24 protein-coding genes and 2 pseudogenes are annotated in these 22,272 nt (G+C 43.5%); 15 read left to right on the top strand and 11 right to left on the bottom strand.

All coding sequences use genetic code 11. The features are described 5' to 3' along the window. Window positions 1–8 precede the first annotated feature (8 nt). The 4 genes and pseudogenes from CVN76_RS24030 to CVN76_RS31970 form a co-directional block, all read left to right on the top strand. Window positions 9–386, top strand: a pseudogene (locus CVN76_RS24030) (YegS/Rv2252/BmrU family lipid kinase); the annotation flags it as partial. Next, window positions 386–1,300 (top strand): diacylglycerol kinase, encoded by a 915-nt coding sequence (locus CVN76_RS24025; protein ID WP_061140536.1) that lies wholly within the window; start codon window positions 386–388, stop codon window positions 1,298–1,300. The pseudogene CVN76_RS24030 and the gene CVN76_RS24025, both read left to right, overlap by 1 nt. A 64-nt stretch (window positions 1,301–1,364) precedes the next feature. After that, window positions 1,365–1,940: a GNAT family N-acetyltransferase gene (locus CVN76_RS24020; RefSeq protein WP_157805779.1), complete on the top strand. Its 576-nt coding sequence runs from the start codon at window positions 1,365–1,367 to the stop codon at window positions 1,938–1,940. A gap of 224 nt (window positions 1,941–2,164) precedes the next feature. Then, window positions 2,165–2,845, top strand: a pseudogene (locus tag CVN76_RS31970) (transposase); the annotation flags it as partial. Window positions 2,846–2,995: 150 nt separating this feature from the next. On the opposite strand, the gene CVN76_RS24015 reads toward CVN76_RS31970, so the two are convergent. Further along, window positions 2,996–3,214, bottom strand: coding sequence for a hypothetical protein (locus tag CVN76_RS24015; protein WP_057913908.1), 219 nt, complete (start codon window positions 3,212–3,214; stop codon window positions 2,996–2,998). 190 nt (window positions 3,215–3,404) lie between these two features. Here CVN76_RS24015 and rlmD point away from each other — a divergent pair, with 190 nt between their 5' ends. After that, window positions 3,405–4,778 (top strand): 23S rRNA (uracil(1939)-C(5))-methyltransferase RlmD, encoded by a 1,374-nt coding sequence (gene rlmD / locus CVN76_RS24010; protein WP_100533323.1) that lies wholly within the window; start codon window positions 3,405–3,407, stop codon window positions 4,776–4,778. A 161-nt stretch (window positions 4,779–4,939) separates the two neighbouring features. Further along, window positions 4,940–5,491, top strand: a complete 552-nt coding sequence (locus tag CVN76_RS24005) for a YitT family protein (protein ID WP_100533322.1) — start codon at window positions 4,940–4,942, stop codon at window positions 5,489–5,491. 10 nt (window positions 5,492–5,501) lie between these two features. Here CVN76_RS24005 and CVN76_RS24000 read toward each other — a convergent pair whose 3' ends face one another. The 4 genes from CVN76_RS24000 to CVN76_RS23985 form a co-directional block, all read right to left on the bottom strand. Continuing rightward, window positions 5,502–6,362, bottom strand: a complete 861-nt coding sequence (locus tag CVN76_RS24000) for a DUF421 domain-containing protein (protein WP_100533321.1) — start codon at window positions 6,360–6,362, stop codon at window positions 5,502–5,504. Window positions 6,363–6,391: 29 nt separating this feature from the next. Then, on the bottom strand, window positions 6,392–6,598 hold the full coding sequence (locus CVN76_RS23995) for a DUF1657 domain-containing protein (RefSeq protein ID WP_100533320.1): 207 nt from the start codon (window positions 6,596–6,598) through the stop codon (window positions 6,392–6,394). A 48-nt stretch (window positions 6,599–6,646) separates the two neighbouring features. After that, the gene (gene spoVAD / locus CVN76_RS23990) at window positions 6,647–7,666 is read right to left on the bottom strand and encodes a stage V sporulation protein AD (protein WP_100533319.1); all 1,020 of its coding nucleotides are present in this window, start codon (window positions 7,664–7,666) and stop codon (window positions 6,647–6,649) included. A gap of 102 nt (window positions 7,667–7,768) precedes the next feature. Then, window positions 7,769–7,972 (bottom strand): DUF1657 domain-containing protein, encoded by a 204-nt coding sequence (locus tag CVN76_RS23985; protein ID WP_100533318.1) that lies wholly within the window; start codon window positions 7,970–7,972, stop codon window positions 7,769–7,771. Window positions 7,973–8,167: 195 nt separating this feature from the next. On the opposite strand from CVN76_RS23985, the gene CVN76_RS23980 reads away from it, so the two are divergent. From CVN76_RS23980 to CVN76_RS23970, 3 genes are read left to right on the top strand one after another with little or no spacing between them, the layout of a single operon-like run. Continuing rightward, window positions 8,168–8,581: a hypothetical protein gene (locus CVN76_RS23980; RefSeq protein ID WP_100533317.1), complete on the top strand. Its 414-nt coding sequence runs from the start codon at window positions 8,168–8,170 to the stop codon at window positions 8,579–8,581. Then, a complete protein-coding gene (locus CVN76_RS23975) occupies window positions 8,578–9,864 on the top strand; it encodes an ammonium transporter (protein ID WP_100533316.1) in 1,287 nt (428 codons plus the stop codon). Before CVN76_RS23980 ends, CVN76_RS23975 begins: the two co-directional genes overlap by 4 nt. A gap of 35 nt (window positions 9,865–9,899) precedes the next feature. Next, complete coding sequence (locus CVN76_RS23970) at window positions 9,900–10,136, top strand: group-specific protein (protein ID WP_100533315.1); 237 nt, start codon at window positions 9,900–9,902, stop codon at window positions 10,134–10,136. A 239-nt stretch (window positions 10,137–10,375) separates the two neighbouring features. Here the strand turns inward: CVN76_RS23970 and CVN76_RS23965 are convergent, their stop codons facing one another. Next, a complete protein-coding gene (locus tag CVN76_RS23965; RefSeq protein ID WP_157805407.1) occupies window positions 10,376–10,828 on the bottom strand; it encodes a hypothetical protein in 453 nt (150 codons plus the stop codon). A gap of 248 nt (window positions 10,829–11,076) precedes the next feature. Between CVN76_RS23965 and CVN76_RS23960 the strand changes: the two genes are divergently transcribed. From CVN76_RS23960 to CVN76_RS23940, 5 genes are all read left to right on the top strand, one after another. Further along, the gene (locus tag CVN76_RS23960) at window positions 11,077–11,733 is read left to right on the top strand and encodes a 5-bromo-4-chloroindolyl phosphate hydrolysis family protein (RefSeq protein WP_061140547.1); all 657 of its coding nucleotides are present in this window, start codon (window positions 11,077–11,079) and stop codon (window positions 11,731–11,733) included. Continuing rightward, window positions 11,730–12,902, top strand: a complete 1,173-nt coding sequence (locus CVN76_RS23955; RefSeq protein ID WP_100533314.1) for a toxic anion resistance protein — start codon at window positions 11,730–11,732, stop codon at window positions 12,900–12,902. The genes CVN76_RS23960 and CVN76_RS23955 overlap by 4 nt, the downstream gene beginning before the upstream one ends. 22 nt (window positions 12,903–12,924) lie before the next feature. Next, window positions 12,925–13,485, top strand: coding sequence for a nitroreductase family protein (locus CVN76_RS23950; RefSeq protein WP_332850671.1), 561 nt, complete (start codon window positions 12,925–12,927; stop codon window positions 13,483–13,485). A gap of 152 nt (window positions 13,486–13,637) precedes the next feature. Then, window positions 13,638–14,144 carry an SEC-C metal-binding domain-containing protein gene (locus tag CVN76_RS31965; RefSeq protein WP_232732448.1) on the top strand — a complete coding sequence of 169 codons (507 nt, stop codon included), beginning with the start codon at window positions 13,638–13,640 and terminating at the stop codon, window positions 14,142–14,144. A 306-nt stretch (window positions 14,145–14,450) separates the two neighbouring features. Beyond that, on the top strand, window positions 14,451–15,449 hold the full coding sequence (locus tag CVN76_RS23940) for a S8 family peptidase (protein WP_061140551.1): 999 nt from the start codon (window positions 14,451–14,453) through the stop codon (window positions 15,447–15,449). 45 nt (window positions 15,450–15,494) lie between these two features. Here CVN76_RS23940 and CVN76_RS23935 read toward each other — a convergent pair whose 3' ends face one another. Together CVN76_RS23935 and CVN76_RS23930 are read right to left on the bottom strand one after the other, a co-directional pair. Further along, a complete protein-coding gene (locus tag CVN76_RS23935) occupies window positions 15,495–16,163 on the bottom strand; it encodes a YcnI family copper-binding membrane protein (RefSeq protein WP_100533312.1) in 669 nt (222 codons plus the stop codon). Between the two features lie 18 nt (window positions 16,164–16,181). Continuing rightward, window positions 16,182–17,816, bottom strand: a complete 1,635-nt coding sequence (locus CVN76_RS23930) for a copper resistance CopC/CopD family protein (RefSeq protein ID WP_100533311.1) — start codon at window positions 17,814–17,816, stop codon at window positions 16,182–16,184. A gap of 281 nt (window positions 17,817–18,097) precedes the next feature. On the opposite strand from CVN76_RS23930, the gene CVN76_RS23925 reads away from it, so the two are divergent. Beyond that, window positions 18,098–19,384: a cadherin-like beta sandwich domain-containing protein gene (locus tag CVN76_RS23925; RefSeq protein ID WP_100533310.1), complete on the top strand. Its 1,287-nt coding sequence runs from the start codon at window positions 18,098–18,100 to the stop codon at window positions 19,382–19,384. Between the two features lie 77 nt (window positions 19,385–19,461). On the opposite strand, the gene CVN76_RS23920 is transcribed toward CVN76_RS23925, so the two are convergent. The 3 genes from CVN76_RS23920 to CVN76_RS23910 all read right to left on the bottom strand — a co-directional run. After that, window positions 19,462–21,093, bottom strand: coding sequence for a PAS domain-containing sensor histidine kinase (locus tag CVN76_RS23920; RefSeq protein WP_100533309.1), 1,632 nt, complete (start codon window positions 21,091–21,093; stop codon window positions 19,462–19,464). Between the two features lie 115 nt (window positions 21,094–21,208). Next, on the bottom strand, window positions 21,209–21,865 hold the full coding sequence (locus tag CVN76_RS23915; RefSeq protein WP_100533308.1) for a TVP38/TMEM64 family protein: 657 nt from the start codon (window positions 21,863–21,865) through the stop codon (window positions 21,209–21,211). 120 nt (window positions 21,866–21,985) lie between these two features. Beyond that, on the bottom strand, window positions 21,986–22,272 hold a 287-nt coding region (locus tag CVN76_RS23910; protein WP_198512633.1), incomplete at its 5' end, for a QueT transporter family protein.

The following is a 22,272-nucleotide window of genomic DNA, read 5'->3' as shown; positions in this document are numbered from 1 at the left end:
GATGGGAAATGAAAAGAGCAAGGTTAATTTACAATCCGACTTCTGGCCGGGAAGCGATTAAGAAGAGTCTGCCAGGTGTGCTAGCGAAGCTTGAGGAAGCTGGTTATGAAGCTTCTGCACATGCCACGACTGGTGCTGGTGATGCGACGAATGCAGCTAAGATCGCCATTGAACGAGGCTATGATATTGTCATTGCGGCAGGGGGCGACGGTACGATTTATGAGGTTGTTAATGGACTGGCCACTGCAGAAAAACGCCCTAAACTAGGGATCATTCCGACGGGAACGACGAATGACTTCGCCCGGGCGCTGCATTTACCGAAGTCAATCGAAGGTGCAGCCGAAATCATTGCCCGCGGGCATACGATGCCGATCGATATCGGGAAATGAAAAGAGCAAGGTTAATTTACAATCCGACTTCTGGCCGGGAAGCGATTAAGAAGAGTCTGCCAGGTGTGCTAGCGAAGCTTGAGGAAGCTGGTTATGAAGCTTCTGCACATGCCACGACTGGTGCTGGTGATGCGACGAATGCAGCTAAGATCGCCATTGAACGAGGCTATGATATTGTCATTGCGGCAGGGGGCGACGGTACGATTTATGAGGTTGTTAATGGACTGGCCACTGCAGAAAAACGCCCTAAACTAGGGATCATTCCGACGGGAACGACGAATGACTTCGCCCGGGCGCTGCATTTACCGAAGTCAATCGAAGGTGCAGCCGAAATCATTGCCCGCGGGCATACGATGCCGATCGATATCGGGAAAATGAATGATAAATATTTCATCAATATTGCTGGCGGAGGACGATTGACTGAATTGACTTATGACGTGCCGATCAAGCTGAAAACGATGCTTGGGCAGCTGGCATATTATATAAAAGGTATCGAAATGCTTCCATCGATTAAACCGACGGAGGTATCCATTGAATATGATGGAAAGCTGTTTGAAGGAGAGATCATGCTTTTCTTGGTCGCCAACACGAATTCGGTCGGCGGCTTTGAGAAATTGGCTCCTGATGCATCCCTGAATGATGGCATGTTCACATTGCTCATCTTGAAAAAAGCCAATCTCGCGGATATTGTCCGTGTCGCAACATTGGCAATGCGCGGAGAGCATATTCATGATAAGAACGTCATTTATGAAAAAGCGAATCGGATAAAAGTACAGGCCAAAAAGGACATGATGCTTAACTTGGATGGCGAATTTGGCGGGATGGCCCCGGCTGAATTCGTAAATCAGTACCGCCATTTTGATGTATTCATCCCACAAGGAATATTGCCGGACGATCCGACAAATAAATAGGAAAAAAGGTCACGGAAATCCGGTGGCCTTTTTCAGTAAAACTTTGCAAGGAGAATGCGTGAATATGTATATTAGGCAAGCGAAACCGGAAGATGCGGACAAGGCAGCTTCATTGATCCGGTTAGCGATTAAGGAAATTGCAGAAGCGTTGACCGGAGAAATGGAAGAAGAAAGGATCCTTTCCGTTCTTGCTGATTTTTTCAAAAAAAGCGGAAATCGGATCAGTTATGAAAACACCTTCGTAAGTGTTCACGATGGGAAAATATCGGGATTGATCATCGCCTATCATGGGAAGGACGCGCAGGAATTGGATGCGCCGATCGTCGGACACTTAAGGCGGAAGCGGAAAGATCCCAGCATCACGATTGACAAAGAAGCGGATACGGATGACTTTTATTTGGATACAATATGCGTCGACCCAAATTTCCAAGGAAAAGGGATTGGGAGCGCATTGATTCGATATGTTGAAGGATATGCCAAGCAAAAAGGATATCCAAGGGTTTCTTTAGTTGTTGAACATGTAAATGAAGGGGCGAGCCGCCTCTATAATAAATTAGGCTATAAAGAACTTAAGACGGTTACCATCAGCGGTCATGAATTTGGCTATTTGGTTAAACGAATAGAAGAACCCCCTGCTTGACAGGGGGTTCCCACTGTAGACAAACTTGATGATAATCAAGTTTGTCTATTTTTATGAGTTGTACTATGTAGCCGTGGATTTCCACTCCAGGCACTCGCTTATCCAGAGGCGGTCGGGGAGCCTCCTTGGCGCTTTGCGCCTACGGTGTCTCCCCTAGACGCGCTTTTCCCGCAGGAGTCTCATACCTTACGTTCCAATCAACTTTGTTTAAAATTCATAGGTAGAAGCCTTTTCCACCGGAAAAATTTGATAAGAACGAAATCAAAGAAATAAAAGAAAGGACAACAGATTCTGAGAGTGGCTACTATGTAAAAGATGAACGAACAAAACAGTTTGCCTGTTCATTCCACGCGCTGCAGACCGCAACGGGTTTGCCAAAAGCCGTTGCCGCAGATGCCACTTATAAAACATCAGCAATTACTATCTATTTAACAAAGAAATCATACGGGCTTTACCCTATACACGCCCTCGAACAAATAAGGGTACTTTCGCAAACATGACTAGGTATACGATGAACATTTTAATTGTTAGCTTTTAACGTACTCAACAACCAACGAATTAAGAGGGCTATCGAGAGTACAAATCGCCCCAATACACCTGTGCAACCTGCTCATCTTTGACACGATGTACAGACCAACAAAATTCATCAAAAAGTGGTGACACGGAATATCTGGCAAACACATGTTGAAGGTCAGATCATCAGCGTCAACATCAAGATGTAAACCCTGTCTATGCGAAACGTAAGAAACGATTGAGCGTGTATTCGCAGATGCAAAAGAAATGGTATGCCCTGGACTACTTTAAGGGGATTTAAAAAATTGTCGATGCAGGCGATGCTTACTTTCGCTGCCATGAATGTAGAAAAGATGGCCAATTGGACATGGCAAGGTCCAAAACTGGCCTAATAAAGGGTGGTCGTAGAACTACGATCTCTAAAATTCAGGAGAACATTCGAAAAGAATTTCAAAAGGGGGGCGGAATATATAATTCCGCCCCCCTTTTGTCTACAAACTGGTCCCCCTTCTTGACAGGGGGGTCTTCTTATATGCCAGCGATTACATTTGCTGTCCGTTCATGGCTGCCCAATCGGCATAGGTTCCGCTGCCGTTACAACCAGGGCAATCGTGGATATCGGAAAAATGATATTCAGTTGGCACGAAGGAGCTGTATCCACGTCCGTAACAATCCGGACAAAGGCCTTTTTCCTCCATACTTGCTCGATGTTTTTCTAACCGTGTTGCATTCCAGGCTGATATAGAGTTAAACAAACCCATTTTTCTCACCTCAACTATTTTTCCTTATTTTTCTTTTTTTATCGTACTTTTATGCATGGAACTATGAAAAACCCATAATTCCTTCCCCTATATTTTTATGAAAAAAAGGGTAATTTGGTGAGTCGTTTTGTGGCATGGCTCCGATTGTGGTAAAATACAGGCTAGCATAAAAAAGAAAAGAGAAGATGATATGAAAAAAACAGCACCTGTTGCTAAAAACGATATAATAGAGGTTTTATTCGAGGACTTAACCCATGAAGGAGCAGGAGTCGCTAAAGTCGATGGCTACCCGATCTTTGTTCAAAATGCCCTTCCTGGTGAAAAAGCGAAAATTAAAGTGATGAAGGCGAATAAAGGATATGGCTTCGGCCGCTTGATGGAGATTATAGAAAATAGCCCATATCGTGTCGAGGTCAAAGCGGAAGACTTCCATAAATATGGCGGATGTCAGCTGCAGCATATGAGCTACGAAGGACAGCTGGAATTCAAGGAAAAACAAGTCCGTGAAGTGATGGCGCGGATCGGGAAATTGGAAGGCGCAGTTGTCCATCCGATCATCGGCATGGAGAACCCAACTCATTATCGAAATAAGGCGCAAGTGCCTGTCGGCGAAAAGGATGGAGAGTTAATCGCGGGATTCTTTAAACCACGGACACATGAGATTGTTGAAACGAAAGAAAGCATCATCCAACATGAAGTGATCAGTGAGGCTGTTCAAGTTGTGAAGGAGATTTTCAGTAAGCTAGGCATTCCTGCTTATGATGAGGAGTCACACAAAGGTGTATTGCGGCACATCATGGCTCGTTACGGCAAGCAAACAGGCGAATTGATGATCGTTCTCGTTACAAGAACGAAAAGCATTCCTTTCATAGAAACCATCGTGAAGGAAATCGTGGATCGCCTGCCTAAAGTGAAATCAATCGTACAAAACGTGAATTCCAAGAAAACGAACGTCATCCTAGGAGATCACATGACCTTATTATGGGGCGACGAAGTGATTCATGATATGATCGGCGATGTGAAATTTGCCATATCCGCTAAATCCTTTTATCAAATCAACCCCGATCAAACCAAGGTCCTTTATGATAAAGCCCTTGATTACGCGGGGCTAACGGGAGAAGAGACGGTGATTGATGCATATTGCGGCATCGGCACGATCTCGTTATTCCTGGCTAAAAAAGCGAAAAAAGTCATCGGTGTTGAAGTGGTGGAAGAAGCGATCGAAGATGCTCGCCGCAATGCTGAGTTGAATGAAATCACGAATGCCGAATTCATCGTTGGTGATGCTGGCAACGTTATCGCTGAATGGTACCAAAAAGGAAACACGGCCGATGTCATCGTCGTCGACCCACCTCGCAAAGGCTGTGAGGAATCTCTTCTTAACACAATCATCGAGATGAAACCGAACAAAGTGGTCTATGTATCATGCAACCCAGGCACTTTAGCTCGTGATCTTCATATCTTGGAAGCTGGTGGATATAAAGCAGTCGATATCCAGCCAGTGGATATGTTCCCGATGACGACACATGTGGAAAACGTTGTGTTATTAGAGCTTAAATCATAATCTAACAAAGAGTCCAGTCCTCGTGACAGGGCTCTTTTTCTTTAAGTTCTGCTGTTGAAAAGGAAGGGTTTTTTTCACTTGTATATTCTCGACTCCCTAACTTGGACATATATTAAGAAATATGAAATGGGAGGCAAGGTGATTTTATCAATTTTCAAAAAGTGGTGGCTGTTATTGTTGGTAGCTTTTTGTTGGGTTTCGGAATCAATGGTTTTTTAGTCCCTCATCACCTGATAGACGGCGGCGTTATTGGAATTGCCCTCATCCTACATTATTTTTTTGGTTTTCAAACGGGACTTTCGATGCTGGTCCTTAGTGTGCCTATATTTTTTTATGCATGGTGCTATGAACGGCCCTTTTTCTATAGCAGTGTCCACGGTCTGCTTTTGACCTCCCTTTTCATGGATTGGCTAAACCCTTTGAAAAAGGTTTTTTCCTTATCGATACTGACAAGCTCCTTAATTGGGGGAGTTATCATAGGACTGGGCATAGGGCTCATGCTTCGATATGAGACAAGCAGCGGCGGAACGGATATGTTAGCCAAAATCATATCAAAATCCTCCTCATTGGATATTGCCTTAGCGATCATCCTTATAGATACCCTCATCATTTCAGCGGCTGTCTTCACCCTGGGTGTGGAAATTTTCTTATTTTCCTGTGTGACGATCGTCATTGTCGGTCTGACCACCTCGTTGATGAAGGTGAGACATTAACTTGCGGACATCAGTTTTTTAAGATATATGCTACATCGTCTATTGCTTTTTGCAGCTTTACGCTGTTCTTGCTATACATTTCTTTAGCTTCCTTTGAATCCGTCCCGAGGGCAAACAATTCCAAGTCGGCCTGGCATTTTTTCAAGGTTGCCAGCAGTAAAGGTTTTTCTTGTGGAGAAGGAATCTTGAGTCTATCGTCAAAAAGGTCGACCGTTAATTCCCCATTGGAATTCGCTTGAGCAAGAAAAACATTTTCAAGGGTCACCCCCAGCTTATCTATTTCAGTATGGAGCCAATTCCGATTCAGTCCTATCGTTGAAAGTGGTTCATCAAGTATAAGGCCGTCCATGACGACTGTTTGCGGCTCCTTGACTGCAGCGACTGGAATGTTAAGATCTTTAGGTGTCAAAGGCTGGTTCTGCTTCTTTAACATTACCGAAAAATCCCCGTTCGCTTCCAGTAAGGCAAACTCGACTTCCGAAACATCGAAGACATCCTTTTTCCGAAGCAAGGCTAATAACTCATCGATTGTATATTTTTCTTTCTTCAGATTATCTTCCATGACCTTGCCATCCTTGATGAATACGGACGCTTTTCCTTCTACAAGATCACGGAACGTTTTGCTTTTCAATGATATCGACCCTGCAAGGAAGGGAGCCAAGGCAAAAACAAGGATGGACAGTACCCCGTGTATAATGTTTCCCTCCACTTTGGTAGCCAATTCCGCCCCGACATTACCAATGGTTATGCCTGTAACATATTCAAAAAAGGAAAGCTGGGATAATTGTTTTTTACCTAACACTTTCGTGATCAAGAAAAGAACCATTAAAAAGAATAGTGACCGCATTATGATTTCCAACCAATTCGGCATTACCTACACCTCCTGCAATAATCAATGGTCTAAAAGCCTTTATATTGCGGTTCTTCCAGCTCCAGTTTTCCGACCCGTTTCTGCACCTCCCTCATGACCTCATTCACCACCAGCATCGTTTCATGCAAGGCTCGCTTCGATTCATCATCCTGGGTCCGAAGTGCCAAGCTGGATAACCCGGCTTCAATTCCTTTTAGGCTGGAGACACATTGCTTCACTTCTGATGCTATCGTCATGGTGCATCCTCCTTTAAACTCGAAAATCAAGCATCATTTCCTAAAAAATCATGGTTGCGGCTCACCTTCAAATTCAATTGATACGGCATGGGCAATTGCTGGAATCGTTTCATTTTGTTGAAAGGAAAGGGGAGATAACAACGCACCCGTGGCCACGACGAGCATCTTTTTGATTTCGCCTTTTTTCATCCGGTTCAATAAATGCCCATAAACGACGGCCGCCGAGCAACCAGGTCCGCTTGCCCCTGAGAGGACAGGCTGTCCGTCCCGATATATCATCGTACCGCAATCCATATATTGCTCTTTCTTCATTTTGATTCCATGGTTATTCAATAACTCCAATGAAACATCATGCCCGATCTGGCCTAAATCGCCGGTCACAATTAAATCATAATAGGATGGGTCCAAATTCCGTTCTCTTAAATGGGCTTCAATGGTATCGACGGCAGCAGGGGCCATGGCACCTCCCATGTTGAAAGGGTCGGTCAACCCCATGTCGATCACACGTCCGATTGTAGCTGAAGTGACCCTCGGACCTGTTCCAGCCTTGCTTAATAAAGCCACTCCTGCACCAGTAACGGTCCATTGTGCGGTTGGTGGTTTTTGCCCGCCATATTCAGTAGGGTAGCGGAATTGTTTCTCCACGGCAGCGTTATGGCTCGATGCCCCTGTCAATAAGTAATCTGCCCCGTTCGTATTGACGATGTACGCGCCGAGAGCTAGACCCTCCATGGACGTGGAGCAGGCTCCAAACAAGCCGAGATAAGGGGTGCCCAGAGTGCGGCAAGCGAAGCTGGTGGGTGTCATTTGGTTGATAAGGTCGCCTCCAAGGAAAAATTGAATCTGTTCCTTCTGGAGGCCTGCCTTTTCGATTGCCTTCGTACACGCGTCTTCCAATAACACCTTATGAGCTTTTTCATAGGTATCTTGATTAATCCACAAATCGGAATGAAGGAGATCGAAATCATCGGCAAGCAATCCGTTCGCTTCGAATGGGCCGCCGACGGTACCGGTTGAGACGATGACGGGCTTCTGGTCAAACACCCAAGTACGATGCCCTGTATGCATGGAAAACCACCTCTTTTTGTTTTTTTACTCGTATGTACAAATGGACATATTTATATAAAAAAGGTTGATCGACTAAACCAACCTTTTTTAAATGAGAGTCCATTATTGTTTATATTGTGGTTCCTCGTTCTCGATTTCATTGATGCGAGGAGTGATGCTGTCGACAATCGTTTGGGCTTGTTGCGCAGCTTGTTGGTAAAGCTGTTTGGCATGCTCATTATCGGTGGAAAGAGCGAAGGTTTCAAAGCTCGCTTGCGCACTTTTAAGACCGGCTAAAGTAGTTTTGACATCATTGATTACAGTCATATCCGGATTCCCCCTTGTTTTATATTGCCTTTTTAGCGTAAGGAAAATTTCGGCTTTATATACGTGCCAATTTTTCCTTTAATTAAACGTTTGATTAATAGGAAGAGCGCAAGTTTTGATTTAAATATTGACTCAATTCAGAATTGTGCATATAATAATTAGAAAATATGACGTCATCACGTGAGGTGATATAACATGGAGATTATGGATGATGTATATAATAGAACCGTTTTAGAGATATCATCTGAATATGCAGTAAAAGACTTGCAGTTCATTAAAAACAAACAACAGTCTGAAATTGAATCGATTAAATACAAAATTCATAAATACGAACAAAAGCGAAGTGCTGAGGAAGCTTGGTATCAATCCCTTTCTCCATTGAAACGGTTTTTTACCGGGCATGCACCAAGCCATCACAAGGCAGTGGAGCATTTGGTGAATGTCAAAGATAGATATAAAAAAATCGAGACGATAAAGCGAAAGATCGCTTTTTTAGATGAAGTGATTGACATGCTGGAAGCGGAACCGGAAAGGCGGGAAATACATTTGCCCACTGACATCATTAAAGAGATGATCGCCAGTCAGAAAGATGAGGGACGATCAAGATGACATTAGAAACGTTAAACGCGGGCTTGGATACGATTTGGGTCGTTTTGACTGCAGCGATGATATTACTGATGGAAGGTGGGTTTGCCTTATTGGAGGCAGGATTCGTCCGGACCAAAAATAATGTGAATATCATCATGAAGGTTTTTGCCGATATCACGATTGGGACGCTATGTTATTTTGTCATTGGTTTTGGCTTAATGTATGGAACCGATGTATTTGGTCTCGTCGGGGCAAGCGGCTTTTTGCTCAAAGGTGATTTATCGCATATCGACCTGACGATTTCCATCGATGCCTATTGGTTATTTCAAGGGGCATTCGTCATTGCCGTCATCTCCATCGTTTCCGGGGCGGTTGCCGAGAGAATTAATTTTCGGGCATACCTCATTTTTGTCGTCATGATGACGGCCTTCATCTATCCGGTAGCAGGACACTGGATTTGGGGCGGGGGCTGGTTAAACGAGTTAGGCATGCAGGACTTTGCAGGGTCGGCTGTCATTCATGCACTCGGTGGTTTTTCTGCACTGGCGGCTGCCATAGTCATTGGGCCGAGAACAGGAAAATTCACCGCGATGGGAACAAGCTCGATATCACTGCCGAGCAACCTCCCGTTGGCATCTGTCGGAGCCTTTCTCTTATGGTTCGGCTGGTTTGGTTTTAATGCTGGAAGCACGTTGCAGGCTACAGATGCCCGCATTGGCCATATTGCCATCGTCACGATGCTCTCAGCCGCATCTGGAGGGGCTGTGACGTTGCTTTATACACTATTCAGGTATGGTAGATCGGATGCACCATCCGTCATTAATGGCTCACTTGCAGGACTGGTCGGGATCACGGCAGGCTGTGCATTCGTTAGTGATCTTGCTGCGATACTGATCGGAGCCATTTCCGGGCTGCTGATGCTCGCTGCAACCAATTGGCTGGAGGCCAGGAAAATCGACGATCCGGTGGGCGCCTTTCCCGTTCATGCGGCCTCTGGCATGTGGGGGACGATAGCATTGGGCCTTTTCTCTACTGAAGGCGGATTGTTTACAGGTGGAGGATGGCATTTACTTGGGGTGCAATCGGTAGGATTAGTGGCACTATGCCTATGGGGCTTCTCACTGACATGGATCGTTTTTAAAATCATCAATATTTGGGTCCCGACAAGATCGACAGATGAAGAGGAAGAGCTTGGTTTGGATATAAGCTATCACGGAATCATGGCCACACATACTTCGCCGGAATTCATCAAGGTCGAAGAACACTTTAAGCGGGATGAAGAAGCGAAAGATGTTTCACGTTAAAACTAATGGTAGAATCAAGTAAGAGGTGATCACAAATGAGCACATGCAATCTTAATCATTCACAGCAAGATGTCAACCTGAAATTGAATGCTCAACTGGAATTTTTACCACCAACATTGAGCCAAGCATTAAATCTTTTTCTGGAAAATGACCATTCGCAGGAAATCTTGAATGAGCTTTTTCACCTATTGAAGAAATATGACTTGTCCTCCAAGGAGGAACAAGAAACAAGAAACCAAAAAATGAATCAAATCATGCTGGAACGGGAGTGAAGCCCGTTCTTTTTTATCTGTTTTCGTTGTAATTACATCATTAATCAATCGATTGATTAATTTTTTATAGAAGTGCGAAATTTTATGAGAAAAGCGCCTGTTCAGGAGTTAGCGAGCGCAAACATAGTGGAAACCGCCGACCATAAAGAATAAAAACACCCGAAAATCACGCGTAAACCGCATAACTGGCAAATAACAGGTCAAACAAAAGGAGCCCATGAAGAGCTCCGGTTTTAGATTTAAAAGCCATCATCTGTTGCATTGAAGGGGATGTTGAGGTTCCTTTCGACGGCGCGCAGGCGTTGATTAAGCCTGTTCAGTCTATTGGTATGACGCTGATCGGTTTGACTTAGCCTGGATATTTCTTGGTTAACACGGTTCACTTCCCGGTTTACACGGGTGATTTCTTGATTGAGGCGAGTGAGTTCCCGCGTTTGTCGCTCATTTTGCCTCTCTAGTTCCCGTACCCTTCTTTCGAGTTGCTGAGATTGCGGCGGCTGCCTGTCGGAGTCGAATGGGTCTGTTGAAGGATTGAATGGGTTTTCTTGATTCTGTGGGAGGCTCCATTCCTGCTGAGGAACATACTCAGAATCAAATCGTTCTGTCTGTTGAAAATAGGGGTTGAAACTCGGCTGAATGTACTGCTGATTTCCGTTTTGTTGCGGATAAGGATAAAATCCGGATGTATTCATTGTCAACACTCCTTTTAAATTCAGGATGGATACGTAATAACTTATGTAAGTTCTGGTGAAGTGGCAAGGCGATAGCCTATAAAAGCCAGTTGGGCGGGTGTGTTTTTCAAAGAAAAATTTCAATAAATTTGCAGAAATCAATCTGTTCCTATATCGTTTAAGATAGAGAGAAATCTTCGCATATTGAAACTTATCAAAAGGATAATCCGTATATATAGAAAAGCGTGTAAGTCAGGAGTGTAATGATCATGAATCGATTTCTTACTGATTTTATTTCCATATTGATGGCATTTCCAGTCATTTTGCCGGTTTTGCTGGTGAGCTATTTTGCCTTTAATCTGCCCCTTGCTGCCTCTGTTGCCATTTCCATTGCCGGAGGTGCACTTGCATACTGGCTGAGTACGGCTTACTTTTCTTCGCGATTCCTTAAAAAGCATGGATTGACAAGAAAAGAATATCAATATATAAAGAAAAATATAAGTGAAGCAAAACAGAAAATATGGCGGGTGCAAAAGGCGTTAATCTCGGTCAGGCATATTTCTTCTTTTAAGCAAAGGAAGGATATGATTAAAATGATCAGAAAAATATATAGTCTTACCAAAAAAGAACCGAAGCGGTTTTATCAGGCTGAACAATTTTACTATTCCCATCTCGATTCTGCCACAGAGCTTGCTGAGAAATATGTTTTTTTATCACAGCAACCAAGAAAGAACAGGGAGCTCGAGCTCTCTTTAGCGGAAACCCGAAAAACTTTGAAGGACCTCACTAAAACGATAGAAAAGGATTTATATCATGTGATTGCCGATGATATCGATAACCTTAATTTCGAGTTGGATGTAGCAAAGCATTCGATCAAAACGAGAAAAGAATCACAAGTAATCGATGAAAGCAGGAGGTTAAAATGAATAATAACGATCCAAACCTGTTGAATAAAACGGATAATGCCAATTTACTCGATGATCTCCTGTCCAATCCATTCAATGAGTTGCAAGAGAAGGCGCCTACCTCCTCACAGGAGGCTAAGCCGGTTAAATTGATTGATGTCATCCCAGAGGAAAATCGGGCAAAGGCCTATCAGCTTGCCGAACAAATTGATCCAACGAATCATCAGGCGATGATAGCTTATGGCACGCCTGCCCAATCGAAGCTTTTGACCTTTTCCAATTCGATGCTTGAGCATGTTCAGAAAAAGGATGTCGGTGAAGTGGGGAGCATTATCAGTGACTTAATGAAGAAGTTAAACGAATTGAGTCCTGATGAGCTTAAACCGGATAAACCCTCATTTTTTGCGCGTATGTTCGGTAAGCTGTCCGGTTCCGTTCAGGAAGTGCTTTCGAAATATCAAAAAACTGGCGCCCAAATTGACAGAATCAGCGTGAAGCTTGATCGGAGCAAAAATATCCTGCTTTCGGATATCGTCATACTGGAAAAACTTTATGAAACGAATAAGGACTATTTTCAGGCGTTGAATGTCTATATTGCTGCCGGGGAAATCAAACTGGAAGAAATTCATGGGAAAACGATCCCTGAGCTGAAGAAATCCGCTGAATTAAGCAATGACCAAATGAAGTTTCAAGAGGTCAATGATATGCGCCAATTCGCCGAGCGCTTGGATAAAAGGCTGCATGATCTGAAACTGAGCCGTGAAATCACGATCCAAAGCGCACCGCAGATCAGGCTGATTCAAAACACGAATCAGGCGCTAGTCGAGAAAATACAGTCTTCGATCATGACGGCCATTCCGCTTTGGAAAAATCAGGTGGCGATAGCCTTGACCTTGATCAGGCAGCGCCATGCAGTTGAAGCGCAAAAGCAAGTTTCCAAGACTACCAATGACTTGCTCTTGAAGAACTCTGAAATGCTGAAAGTAAATACCATTGAAACGGCAAAAGAAAATGAACGGGGACTTGTCGATATTGAAACATTAAAGAATACTCAAGCTAACTTGATTTCGACACTAGAAGAAACCATGAGAATTCAAGAAGAAGGCAGGCATAAACGGCGACAGGCGGAGCAGGAACTGGCATCGATGGAAAATGAATTGAAGCAGAAACTATTGGAGATAAAGGGATAGGGGGCGAACGGCATTGGAAATAATGGAAGCGATAAAAACGAGGAGAAGCATAGGAATCGTTAAGCAAGATCCTGTACCTAAAGAAATGATCGAGCAAATCATCGAGGCGGGTACATATGCACCAAACCATCATCGAACGGAGCCGTGGCGTTTTTTTGTATTGACTGGGGAAGGCAGAAATAAACTTGGCCAGGTATTCGAGGAAATAACAAGGATTGAAAATGCAGATGACACACCGGAAAGCTTGATCAGCAAACTTGAAAGGCAAAAGAAAAATCCTCTGAGGGCACCGGTCATCATCGCAGTGGGCATAGAGCCCAGTGATAAGAATAATGTCCTTGTAGCCGAAGAGTATGCCGCAGTGAACAGTGCCATCCAAAATATGCTGCTTACTGCACATTCCCTCGGGCTGGGGGCAGTATGGAGAACGGGAAAAATAACTTATCATGAGAAGGTGCGGGATTTCTTCCGTTTATCCTCAAAAGGTGAAGTGCTGGCATTCATTTACTTAGGCTTTCCTGACATGGAGCCGAAGCCTGCCAAGAAAACACCGATTGATCAATTGACCACCTGGATCGGGTGAAATGAACGGCTGCAGCAGTGCAACATCCTGCTGCAGCTTTTTTTATTGCAGGGATTTCGGATTGGACAGCTTCATTTCAAGTGACGAGTGCGGATTTAGGTTGTACAATACATAGGAAGATTAAATTATGATGAATTAGGATGTGTCTATAGATGAGAACGATTGATCCATTTGAGATTCTGGATGGAAAAGCGATTAAATTTCTGGATGTTTTTGGCGTCGAGGATGGGATTGCTTTAAAGAGCAAATATGAAGATAAAACGTATTGGATATATGATTATTATTGCATGCATCAGTCATGTGACTGTCAGGAAGTGTACCTTGAATTCGTGGAGGCCCGCAAAAACAATAACCAGGCAGGGCAGCATTTTGGGATTCGCGTATCTTTCAGCGATCATCAATTCACCCTAGAGGACTATAATATTTCCAAGCAAAAGGCGATGGATATTGCGGAAGACACGTTAAAGTACAGCAAAGACATCATGGCGTTATTTAAACAGCGGTATCAGCAAATGAAGGAAAAAGGGACGCAAATCATCATGGAAAGTGCAAAGGCAGCCAAAATGCCTCATGTTCATACAGAACCAGTTATCGGAAGAAATGAACCATGTCCTTGCGGAAGCGGAAAAAAATACAAAAAATGCTGCGGAGCAGCTTGATTGATCTTGGAGGGTGACTCGAAATAGAGCGCCCTCTTTTTTTGTAAAAAATTGAAAAAAAAGTGGCGGAATAAGAACGTTTGTTCTATAATTGATTATACCAGATATCAACAGATAAAGAAATAAAAAGTAGGATTTTAGACCGAATTTTCTAAAAACTTCTTTTTTATTTTCAAAAATCTGGTATATATAAGAGAGAAGGGTTTTTTGATCTCATCTCTTTCAACGGTAGACGGCAACCAGACGGGATGCGAATCCCTGCACTGATGGCAGTTTAACTTAATGAACGAAGGAAGGGGTAATCAAATGACAAGAGAAAAAAGATTAATACCTTACAAAGTTCTTGAAGTAATGGAAACGGTGAAAGAAAAGATTCCCGAGGGCATCGAGCTTGTGAAAGCCCCTGCAGTTTGGGAAAAAAGCAATTATGGTGAGGGTGTTGTAGTCGCCGTCATCGATACAGGAATTGATAAGGAGCATCCAGACCTCAAAGAGAGAATCATTGGCGGGAAGGATTTTACCAATACCGGAGATTTTCAAGATGATAACGGGCATGGAACACATGTATGCGGTACGATACTGGCTTCCATTAATAACGTTGGTGTAGTGGGAGTGGCTCCTAAAGCAAGCATTTTGGCCTTGAAGGCCTTGAATGGGCAGGGTCAAGGTGAAATAGATTGGATCAATGGAGCCTTGGAGTATGCGATCAATTGGCAGGGGCCGAATGAAGAAACGGTTTCGGTCATTTCACTTTCACTTGGGGGGCCGCCGGATGAGGCGGAACATAAGCTGATTCAAAGGGCCATCCAGAAGGACATTCTTATTGTTTGTGCGGCTGGGAATAGCGGGGATGGGCGTCATGAAACCGATGAATTGGATTATCCAGGTGCGTATCCAGAGGTAGTGGAAGTCGGAGCTGTGGATTTAAGCAGAAATTTAGCGGATTTTTCAAATACGAATGATGAAATTGACTTGGTTGCGCCAGGAGTCGATATACTCTCTACGTATCCAGGTAATAAATATGCCAGACTCAGCGGAACATCAATGGCAACTCCGCATGTAAGCGGTGCAGCAGCTCTCTTGAAAGTGATTGCTGAACAGGACTTTGGCCGCAAGCTGACAGAGGCAGAATTGTATGCACAGTTAGTGAAAAGTACGGAAGATTTGGGAATCAGCAAAAAAGCACAAGGCAATGGGCTGCTCAACTTAACCATTGCGGACCAAAGGGTTGAAAAATCTATTAAGATTACTATAGAATCAGAGAACCTAAAATTACCGAGTAAATCAGTGGTCATGGAATACTGACAAAAAAGGTGTCCCAGGATTCTTGGGACACCTTACTCAATAATTTTATCGTTTATTTTTTCTTAGCGCTGCAATAAGCGCTACAAGGGACAAGATCAATGCTATGACAGATAGGGTGATGATCAGTGTTTCATTACCATTACTTTTATCTTCTGCTGTTGCCGTGTCCTTTGAATTGTCGGTTGCTTTGGAATCATCGGATGCAGCTTCATCTTCGTGCCCGTGATCAGCGGACTCTGCATCAGCCTTTGGGGCTACCGAGATTTGGGTTACTGAATGCGGCAGGGCGGAACCTTCATCACCGCTCCATTCGACGATTTCACCATCTTTATAATATTGAAAGGCGTCCCAAGCGACCTTCGTTTCTTCTTTAGGGTTTTGGGCAATGAATGAGAATTGCTGGAATTGTCCAGCGGATATGCCTTCACCCGTTGCTTCCCAAGTTACCGTTTTAACACGCCCATCCTTATCTCCTTCAGTTGTCACTTTCCATCCTGGTACAGGCTCATAGCTTTCAAAGGTAACCCCTTCAGGAACCTTTAAAGTCACTTTCGTTGTCGGAGTATCTTTTTCGACTGGAACTTTTATCGAGTAGGTTTCCCATGCCTCAGGGGCAGATGAACTAGGTTTGACAGTAACGTGTGCATTCGCCGAACCAGCGAATATGAATAATGCTGCAAATGTAGAGATGAGTAGTTTTGTAATGTTTTTCATCAGTATAATTCCCTCCAGTTATGAATTCCCTATAAAAATTGTAAAATCAGCATTGATTGAATCGAGATTTTCCGTTAAACCGTGAACATGAATATTCCACTTTCCTGGCAAGGTAAGTATAGACTTTGAGGTAAATTTACCTTTGGTTTTCCCCTGCAATTGCAGCTTTATTTCACCGCCCTGCCCATCAGCAGGCTCCATCGTGAGGGTTAGCTGCTCGATATCAGCAATTGGTTCACCGCCATTTGCCAGTTCAACTTGAATCCGGTTATCCCCAACTTCATTCGGTGTGACCATTAATGTAACCTCATTGTTTTCTTCTGTCTTTATCGTTTTTTCAAATGGTCCGGGAGAAGACATCGCAGTTTGGACATTAGTCAATAGAGCAGCAACAAGGAGTACTGCCACACCAATTCCAAGCTCCATTCCTGCGCTATAGCCCAGTTTTTTCGTTTGCTTTTTCCCTTTGAGGAAATGCCAGGCACCTAAAACGATCATGACTGTCATGAGAACGATTTTCGCAAGCAATAATTGACCATACGTCGTGTTGAACAAGGAATGGATGGTCGGTACATGCTGCAGGCTGCTATATATGCCGCTAATGACCAGGATGATTACACATGCAAAAGCCCATCTGGAAAACCTTTGAATGATCGTCCAGTAAAAGATTTTTTTATCCTCTTGGACAGCCTGCCGGTCTGCTAGCCCAGGCAATATCACCAATAAAGCCATAAGTCCGCCCATCCATAATGCCATCGACAATATGTGTAGAAAATCCATCAAGACGGCGAGAACGTGATTAGGAACGGCTGCCGTATGTCCAGTTAAAGCCTTACCAAGCATTAAGAAGGCCGTCAGGATAAAAGAAAGGAAGGGCAGAGCTTTATTCAAGGGATTCTCAAGCATGAAATAAAGAGCTAAAAATAGAAGGATCAACATGAGTATTTGAATGATCCAGATGGTACCGAAGCTTGTGCCATTCAGTACTTCCTTGATATATGTCCCATTAAAAGCATCCGACCAGCCCACGCCAGCGTCAATCGTCACCTTTAGAGGCAGGCTGCAGAAGGTGGCAAGAGCTAAACCAATGTAGGAAATCCATAGATATAGACGTGCTCTTCCGCTAGCTTGAAAAAGGCGGGAGTCCTTCGTTAAAGATAGGCGGAAAAATAGAATACCAGCTACGGCCGCGAAGCTTATGTATTGAAGGCCTTGCAAGAACACATTAATGGAATTCGGAAAACCTGCGTTCACTTTTGAATGATCTTGGTCTGATAGGGAGGCCGAGTCTCCGAATTGAAAGGGGATGGTCCCTTCGATCGGATGGCCGTCACTCGAGACCACTCTCCATTTAATATAATAAACGCCTTCATCGACAGTGCCTTTCCACTTAGCTTCCAATATCTTCTCGCTTTGTTCCGATATGGCGCTTTTTTGAACGGGAACCTTCTGTCCATCTTGACTGAAGACTTCAAGCGAATGGAAAGCCGGCTGTATATTCTCGCTGAATTGAATGCTGATCTTTTCAGGAAGAGTATCCATGGCTTCATTCGGGCTAGGATTGGAGCTAATTACTGTAGCATGCCCAAAAGCCATTGCCGGGTATAAAAGTAAGGTAAATAGGCTGATTACCAGCCATAAGTAATTCTTCATCTTGGTATGCCATCACCCTTTCATTAGGTTATGTAAGCTTATTATAAAAGGAAAATGTGAAAAAACAGTGAAAATAAATGAAGCATCCAAAGGCAGTTTACAAGGCTTGATGGATTTAGCTAACGATAATGTCAAAGTGGCCTGGCTCCAGTCATTATAGACATGTAAATGATAAGTTGACAATGGAAATGATGCACCTCATGCACCGCGCTTAAGAAATAATTAAGGTTGCTTTAGTATTATAACCTTATTATGCTTGCAGGAATCACAGGGGGGATACAATGCTTAACCAAGGAGTAAAGGAAAAAAGCATGAAGGTGCTTTTGGCTGGTTCTCTCATTGGCATGGGGTCATTCACTTACTTGCCTGATGCTAACGCTGCAAAAGCCGGCATCTCACAAGAGGTTAACTTGATAAATGTTCTTTCAAAGTTAGAGATAGAAGGGGCTTCACTCAATCAAGATTTTTCAGAAGATGTACATGACTATCGAGCAACAGTCAAGAATGATATTGAAAAGATCGACTTGCATGCCGAGAGTAAAAGTGAGAATGCCGCCATTTTCGTGAACGGTACGAAGCTGATAAATGGCATGGCTAGGGACCTGCCTCTTCAAACAGGCATGAATAGGTTTGAAATTACCGTCAGCGATGGAATTAGTGAGGCGGTTACCTATACCGTCGTAATCGAAAAGCTTGAAAGTGGCGATAATCGCTTAACTTCAATTGGGTTATCTCAGGGTTCGCTGGCGTTGGATCCCAATGTATCATCGTATCATGCTTCGGTGGAGAGTAAAGTCAAGAGCGTTACGATATCTCCATCTTTGAGTGACCGTACAGCTCATGTAGCGGTTAATGGAAAAGATGCAACGAAAAGTGGTGTGGAGGTTCCGCTTCCGATCGGTGACACAGCAGTGAAGATTATCGTGACTGCAGAAAATGGGGGCGAAAGAACCTACTTGCTTACGATTACGAGGGCTGAAGCCAATAAACCGGAAAAGGAGGAGAAGGATGTCTCTCAAGAGGATAAGGGGCAAAAGCAACCAGCAACCGAAAAGCCCCCTTCGACTGGAGCAGTTAAAGCAGATACTCTTTCTGCTCGTACATTTAATGATCAAAAAGCGACAAATGTCAGTCACACAGTGAAGGCCGCACAGCCTGAAAATGTTTCAATCCAAAAAATGAAAGCCGGTATAGATAAGGAATCGGCAGCAGAGCGTGTAGAAAAAGAGGATGAAGCTCCTGCATTGAACCATTTGACAGCATCAACAGGAGAATGGAATAAACCCTTTCTTTCGAATGAGTATACGTACCATATTGAAGTTGATAATGATGTTAACTCTGTGGAATTGAACGCTGCAACAGGAGCAGATGGGGCAGCCATCGAATATGACGGTGGAAATAAAAAAAAGGTGAAGTTAAAGAATAAAGCGAAAACAGCCATTTCCGTTACCGTTTCAAAAGATGCGAAGCGACGTACTTACGTTCTTGTTTTCGAAAAGGATATGAAAGTGGAATTGGATGAAGAAGAAACTGTGGATGATGCCAAACAAGAGGAAACAGGGGATTAATCGGGGCATGGGAGATGAAGTTCAACACGGGCTTTAGGCGATTTTCCCTAAAAAAAGGACAAGTTCCAATGCTTGTCCTACGCTTTGTAAGGTAAAATGATTTCGACCTTGGTTCCGCGATTTAGCTCGCTGTTAAACCGGACCTTCCCCCCGTGTGCTTCAATGATCCTGCAGCTGACCGTCAAGCCTAGGCCGGTGCCTCTTTCCTTAGAAGAATAGAAAGGCTCTCCAAGATGTTTCAAGCGATTTTTTTCTATTCCGCTTCCATTATCTTTAATGATGATCGAAAGGTTTTTGTCCGTATGCTCGAAGTCGATCCATATCTGGTCGGCGGCAGCCTCCATGGAATTCTTGAGCATGTTTATGAATACTTGCTTTAGTTGATTTCCCTCACATGAAAGCAGCGGTATGTCATTTTTAACTGATATTGATATTTGGGCGGAGAAGGAGTCCGCTTCTGGCTTCAACAAGGTCTTGACTTCATTGATCAGTTCCACGATTTGGTGCTTGCTGAAAGGAAGCTCCTGTGGTTTTGCCAGAACGAGTAACTCGCTTACGATCAGATTGATCCGGTCCAGTTCACTTAGCATAATTGAGTAGTATTGTTCATGGGGATGGTCATTCTTTTTAAGTAATTGTACGAAACCTTTTAACGAAGTCAGTGGGTTACGTACTTCATGGGCAACGCTTGCAGCCAGCTCGCCGACTATCGACAATTTTTCGCTTCTCCTTAAGCGTGCTTCGGTTTCCCGGATCTGCGTGACTTCTTTGGCATAAGTAATGATCCCGACCAATTCGTCACCAACCATCATGGGGACGAACGTACAAGAAAGCAGGATCGACTTCCCGTATTTCGTTATAAATTGTATATCTTTCCCTTTTTTGATTCCTTTACGATTTTCCACGACATAGTCGCAGGATGTATGAATCAGTTCTGCATCTTCCGGTGAAAAATCCAGGTTAACGAAGGAGGAGCCATGGACTTCTTCTTGATGAAAGCCGGTAACCGTTTCAAACCTCGGATTCACGGTGGTGATCAACCCGTTTAAATCAAGCATGAGCATCGGGTATGGATTGTGTTCGAATAATGATTTATAACGTTGTTCACTATCGAATAATTGCTTCTCCGCAACAACTCTTTCAGATATATCCCTGCCGATGACGACTAGCCCTTTTCGGGAACCATCTTCAAAGAACAAGGGAACCTTGATCGTATCAAAGGTTTTGTGATTGCCATCTGGAAGGGGAATGATTTCCTCGCATCTTGTAATTACCCCTTTCATCCACGTTTCCTCATCGGAAACTTCACAGTAGATCAACGACTCTTTGTAAAATTCAGTGTATTCCGCCAGCTCGCTGTCTTTTTTGCCCTTATAATCCACATGCTCCAATTGAAATAATTGAAGTCCAAAGGTATTCGATTCCAGCCATCGCCCATCGCCATCCTTGAAGTTAACGAAATCGACCATCGAATTAATAAGTGTACGCCGGCGTTGCTCCGCTTCCTTTAATTGCTTGAATTCTTCCCTTTTAGCCAAGTAAAGGTATAAGACCATGCCTATCGATAAAAGAAAGAAAGTGCCTTCCACTCTCTGTAGCTGAATGAAGACCTCTTTGTTTTGAATATTTGTCGTTAAGAAATAGTCGAACACGACTAGTGTAAGAATCCCGGAAAGGATATATATACTTAAAATGGAACGCTTGGACATGGAGATTCTCCCTGATTTTAAGACATTGCAATGGTAAAATTACATACACATTTTAACAAACTATCGAAGAAAAATATATGCACAATCATAAATAAAAAAACAGGAACCGAGGCGGTTACCTGTTTTTTCGGAAGATGCGTTGGTTCTTTTTCTTTTTCATCCGTTTGTAGAACATGAAAAATGATAAAAAGAGCAGTGCGAGTGCAGCTAACGTATATTGGTTCATCTCCACAGTTAGCAGGCCATATGGAATCAGCGATAGAAAGAAAAAGTAAATCAGGTTTCCCAGTGTCGTTGCCAATAAAAAATCCCTGAATGTAACCGAACTGACTCCTGCTGCCAGGTTGATCAGGCTTGTAGGGATAAGCGGGAAAACCCTTCCGGTAAAGACATACATAAAACCGTGCTCCACAACACTTTCTTGCCATTTTTTGTCCAGCTTCTTCAAAAGAAGGTCTTGAAACCAGTTTCTTGCAGCATAGAAGATCAATCCTGATGCTACTACACTCGTCAACCAACTCCAAAGGTAACCATATAAGAAGCCAAATATCGTGACATTGATCGTCAGGAGCAAAATTAATGGGATGATCGTAAATGAATTTTGGACAAACATCAATACGAATGTGACCAAAAAGGTGAGCGAGAGGTTATCCTTCAAGATGCCAATAACTGACTCCAGGTCACTTTTCCATACTAAAGTGAATAATTCTGCATTTGTGTAAATGAATATTGCAATACCCAACAGAACAATCAAAGTCAGGAATTTTTTCAAAGGGTCACCACCATTCTTACTTATAGTTTACCAGCTTCAGGTTCATTGGTGAAAAAAGAGCTGTCGCAAAATGCAGACAGCTCTTTTACAGTATAGTAGGTTCAGGAAGCGATGATTCCTTTAAAGCCACTTTTCAAACTGAATTCTTTTGTTCATTGCATAAATGATTGGCGCACCAACCAAAAGGACAACGAATTCACCAACAGCTGTGGTGCCCCAGCTTAACCAAAGCGGTAAGTCCAAGGCAAGGTTCAGTTCTATTGCAATCAAGAACATTGTGAACGTGAAAAAGATAATCGTCGCGATCATCCGTCCTTGGATACTTTTAATGAACCGCGAAACAAAAATGACCAGCAGCAGGGCGAGTATGGATTGCCCGACCCCGAAAATCAAGTCAAACGGAACCA

It is taken from the genome of Bacillus sp. mrc49, from assembly GCF_002803435.1.
Note: the sequence above shows the minus strand (reverse complement) of the source record. Positions and strands in the feature narration are given on the sequence as shown.

What these genes read in the sequence shown, in the direction of transcription:
- CVN76_RS23935 (WP_100533312.1), bottom strand. Translation starts at nt 16,163, where the DNA reads ATGAAAAACATTACAAAACTACTCATCTCTACATTTGCAGCATTATTC.
- CVN76_RS31965 (WP_232732448.1), top strand. Translation starts at nt 13,638, where the DNA reads ATGAGAACGATTGATCCATTTGAGATTCTGGATGGAAAAGCGATTAAA.
- CVN76_RS23995 (WP_100533320.1), bottom strand. Translation starts at nt 6,598, where the DNA reads ATGACGATAGCATCAGAAGTGAAGCAATGTGTCTCCAGCCTAAAAGGA.
- spoVAD (WP_100533319.1), bottom strand. Translation starts at nt 7,666, where the DNA reads ATGCATACAGGGCATCGTACTTGGGTGTTTGACCAGAAGCCCGTCATC.
- CVN76_RS23930 (WP_100533311.1), bottom strand. Translation starts at nt 17,816, where the DNA reads ATGAAGAATTACTTATGGCTGGTAATCAGCCTATTTACCTTACTTTTA.
- CVN76_RS23920 (WP_100533309.1), bottom strand. Translation starts at nt 21,093, where the DNA reads ATGTCCAAGCGTTCCATTTTAAGTATATATATCCTTTCCGGGATTCTT.
- CVN76_RS23950 (WP_332850671.1), top strand. Translation starts at nt 12,925, where the DNA reads ATGGAAGCGATAAAAACGAGGAGAAGCATAGGAATCGTTAAGCAAGAT.
- CVN76_RS24020 (WP_157805779.1), top strand. Translation starts at nt 1,365, where the DNA reads ATGTATATTAGGCAAGCGAAACCGGAAGATGCGGACAAGGCAGCTTCA.
- CVN76_RS24000 (WP_100533321.1), bottom strand. Translation starts at nt 6,362, where the DNA reads ATGCCGAATTGGTTGGAAATCATAATGCGGTCACTATTCTTTTTAATG.
- rlmD (WP_100533323.1), top strand. Translation starts at nt 3,405, where the DNA reads ATGAAAAAAACAGCACCTGTTGCTAAAAACGATATAATAGAGGTTTTA.
- CVN76_RS24015 (WP_057913908.1), bottom strand. Translation starts at nt 3,214, where the DNA reads ATGGGTTTGTTTAACTCTATATCAGCCTGGAATGCAACACGGTTAGAA.
- CVN76_RS23955 (WP_100533314.1), top strand. Translation starts at nt 11,730, where the DNA reads ATGAATAATAACGATCCAAACCTGTTGAATAAAACGGATAATGCCAAT.
- CVN76_RS24025 (WP_061140536.1), top strand. Translation starts at nt 386, where the DNA reads ATGAAAAGAGCAAGGTTAATTTACAATCCGACTTCTGGCCGGGAAGCG.
- CVN76_RS23940 (WP_061140551.1), top strand. Translation starts at nt 14,451, where the DNA reads ATGACAAGAGAAAAAAGATTAATACCTTACAAAGTTCTTGAAGTAATG.
- CVN76_RS23980 (WP_100533317.1), top strand. Translation starts at nt 8,168, where the DNA reads ATGGAGATTATGGATGATGTATATAATAGAACCGTTTTAGAGATATCA.
- CVN76_RS23975 (WP_100533316.1), top strand. Translation starts at nt 8,578, where the DNA reads ATGACATTAGAAACGTTAAACGCGGGCTTGGATACGATTTGGGTCGTT.
- CVN76_RS23985 (WP_100533318.1), bottom strand. Translation starts at nt 7,972, where the DNA reads ATGACTGTAATCAATGATGTCAAAACTACTTTAGCCGGTCTTAAAAGT.
- CVN76_RS23970 (WP_100533315.1), top strand. Translation starts at nt 9,900, where the DNA reads ATGAGCACATGCAATCTTAATCATTCACAGCAAGATGTCAACCTGAAA.
- CVN76_RS23960 (WP_061140547.1), top strand. Translation starts at nt 11,077, where the DNA reads ATGAATCGATTTCTTACTGATTTTATTTCCATATTGATGGCATTTCCA.
- CVN76_RS23965 (WP_157805407.1), bottom strand. Translation starts at nt 10,828, where the DNA reads ATGAATACATCCGGATTTTATCCTTATCCGCAACAAAACGGAAATCAG.
- CVN76_RS23925 (WP_100533310.1), top strand. Translation starts at nt 18,098, where the DNA reads ATGCTTAACCAAGGAGTAAAGGAAAAAAGCATGAAGGTGCTTTTGGCT.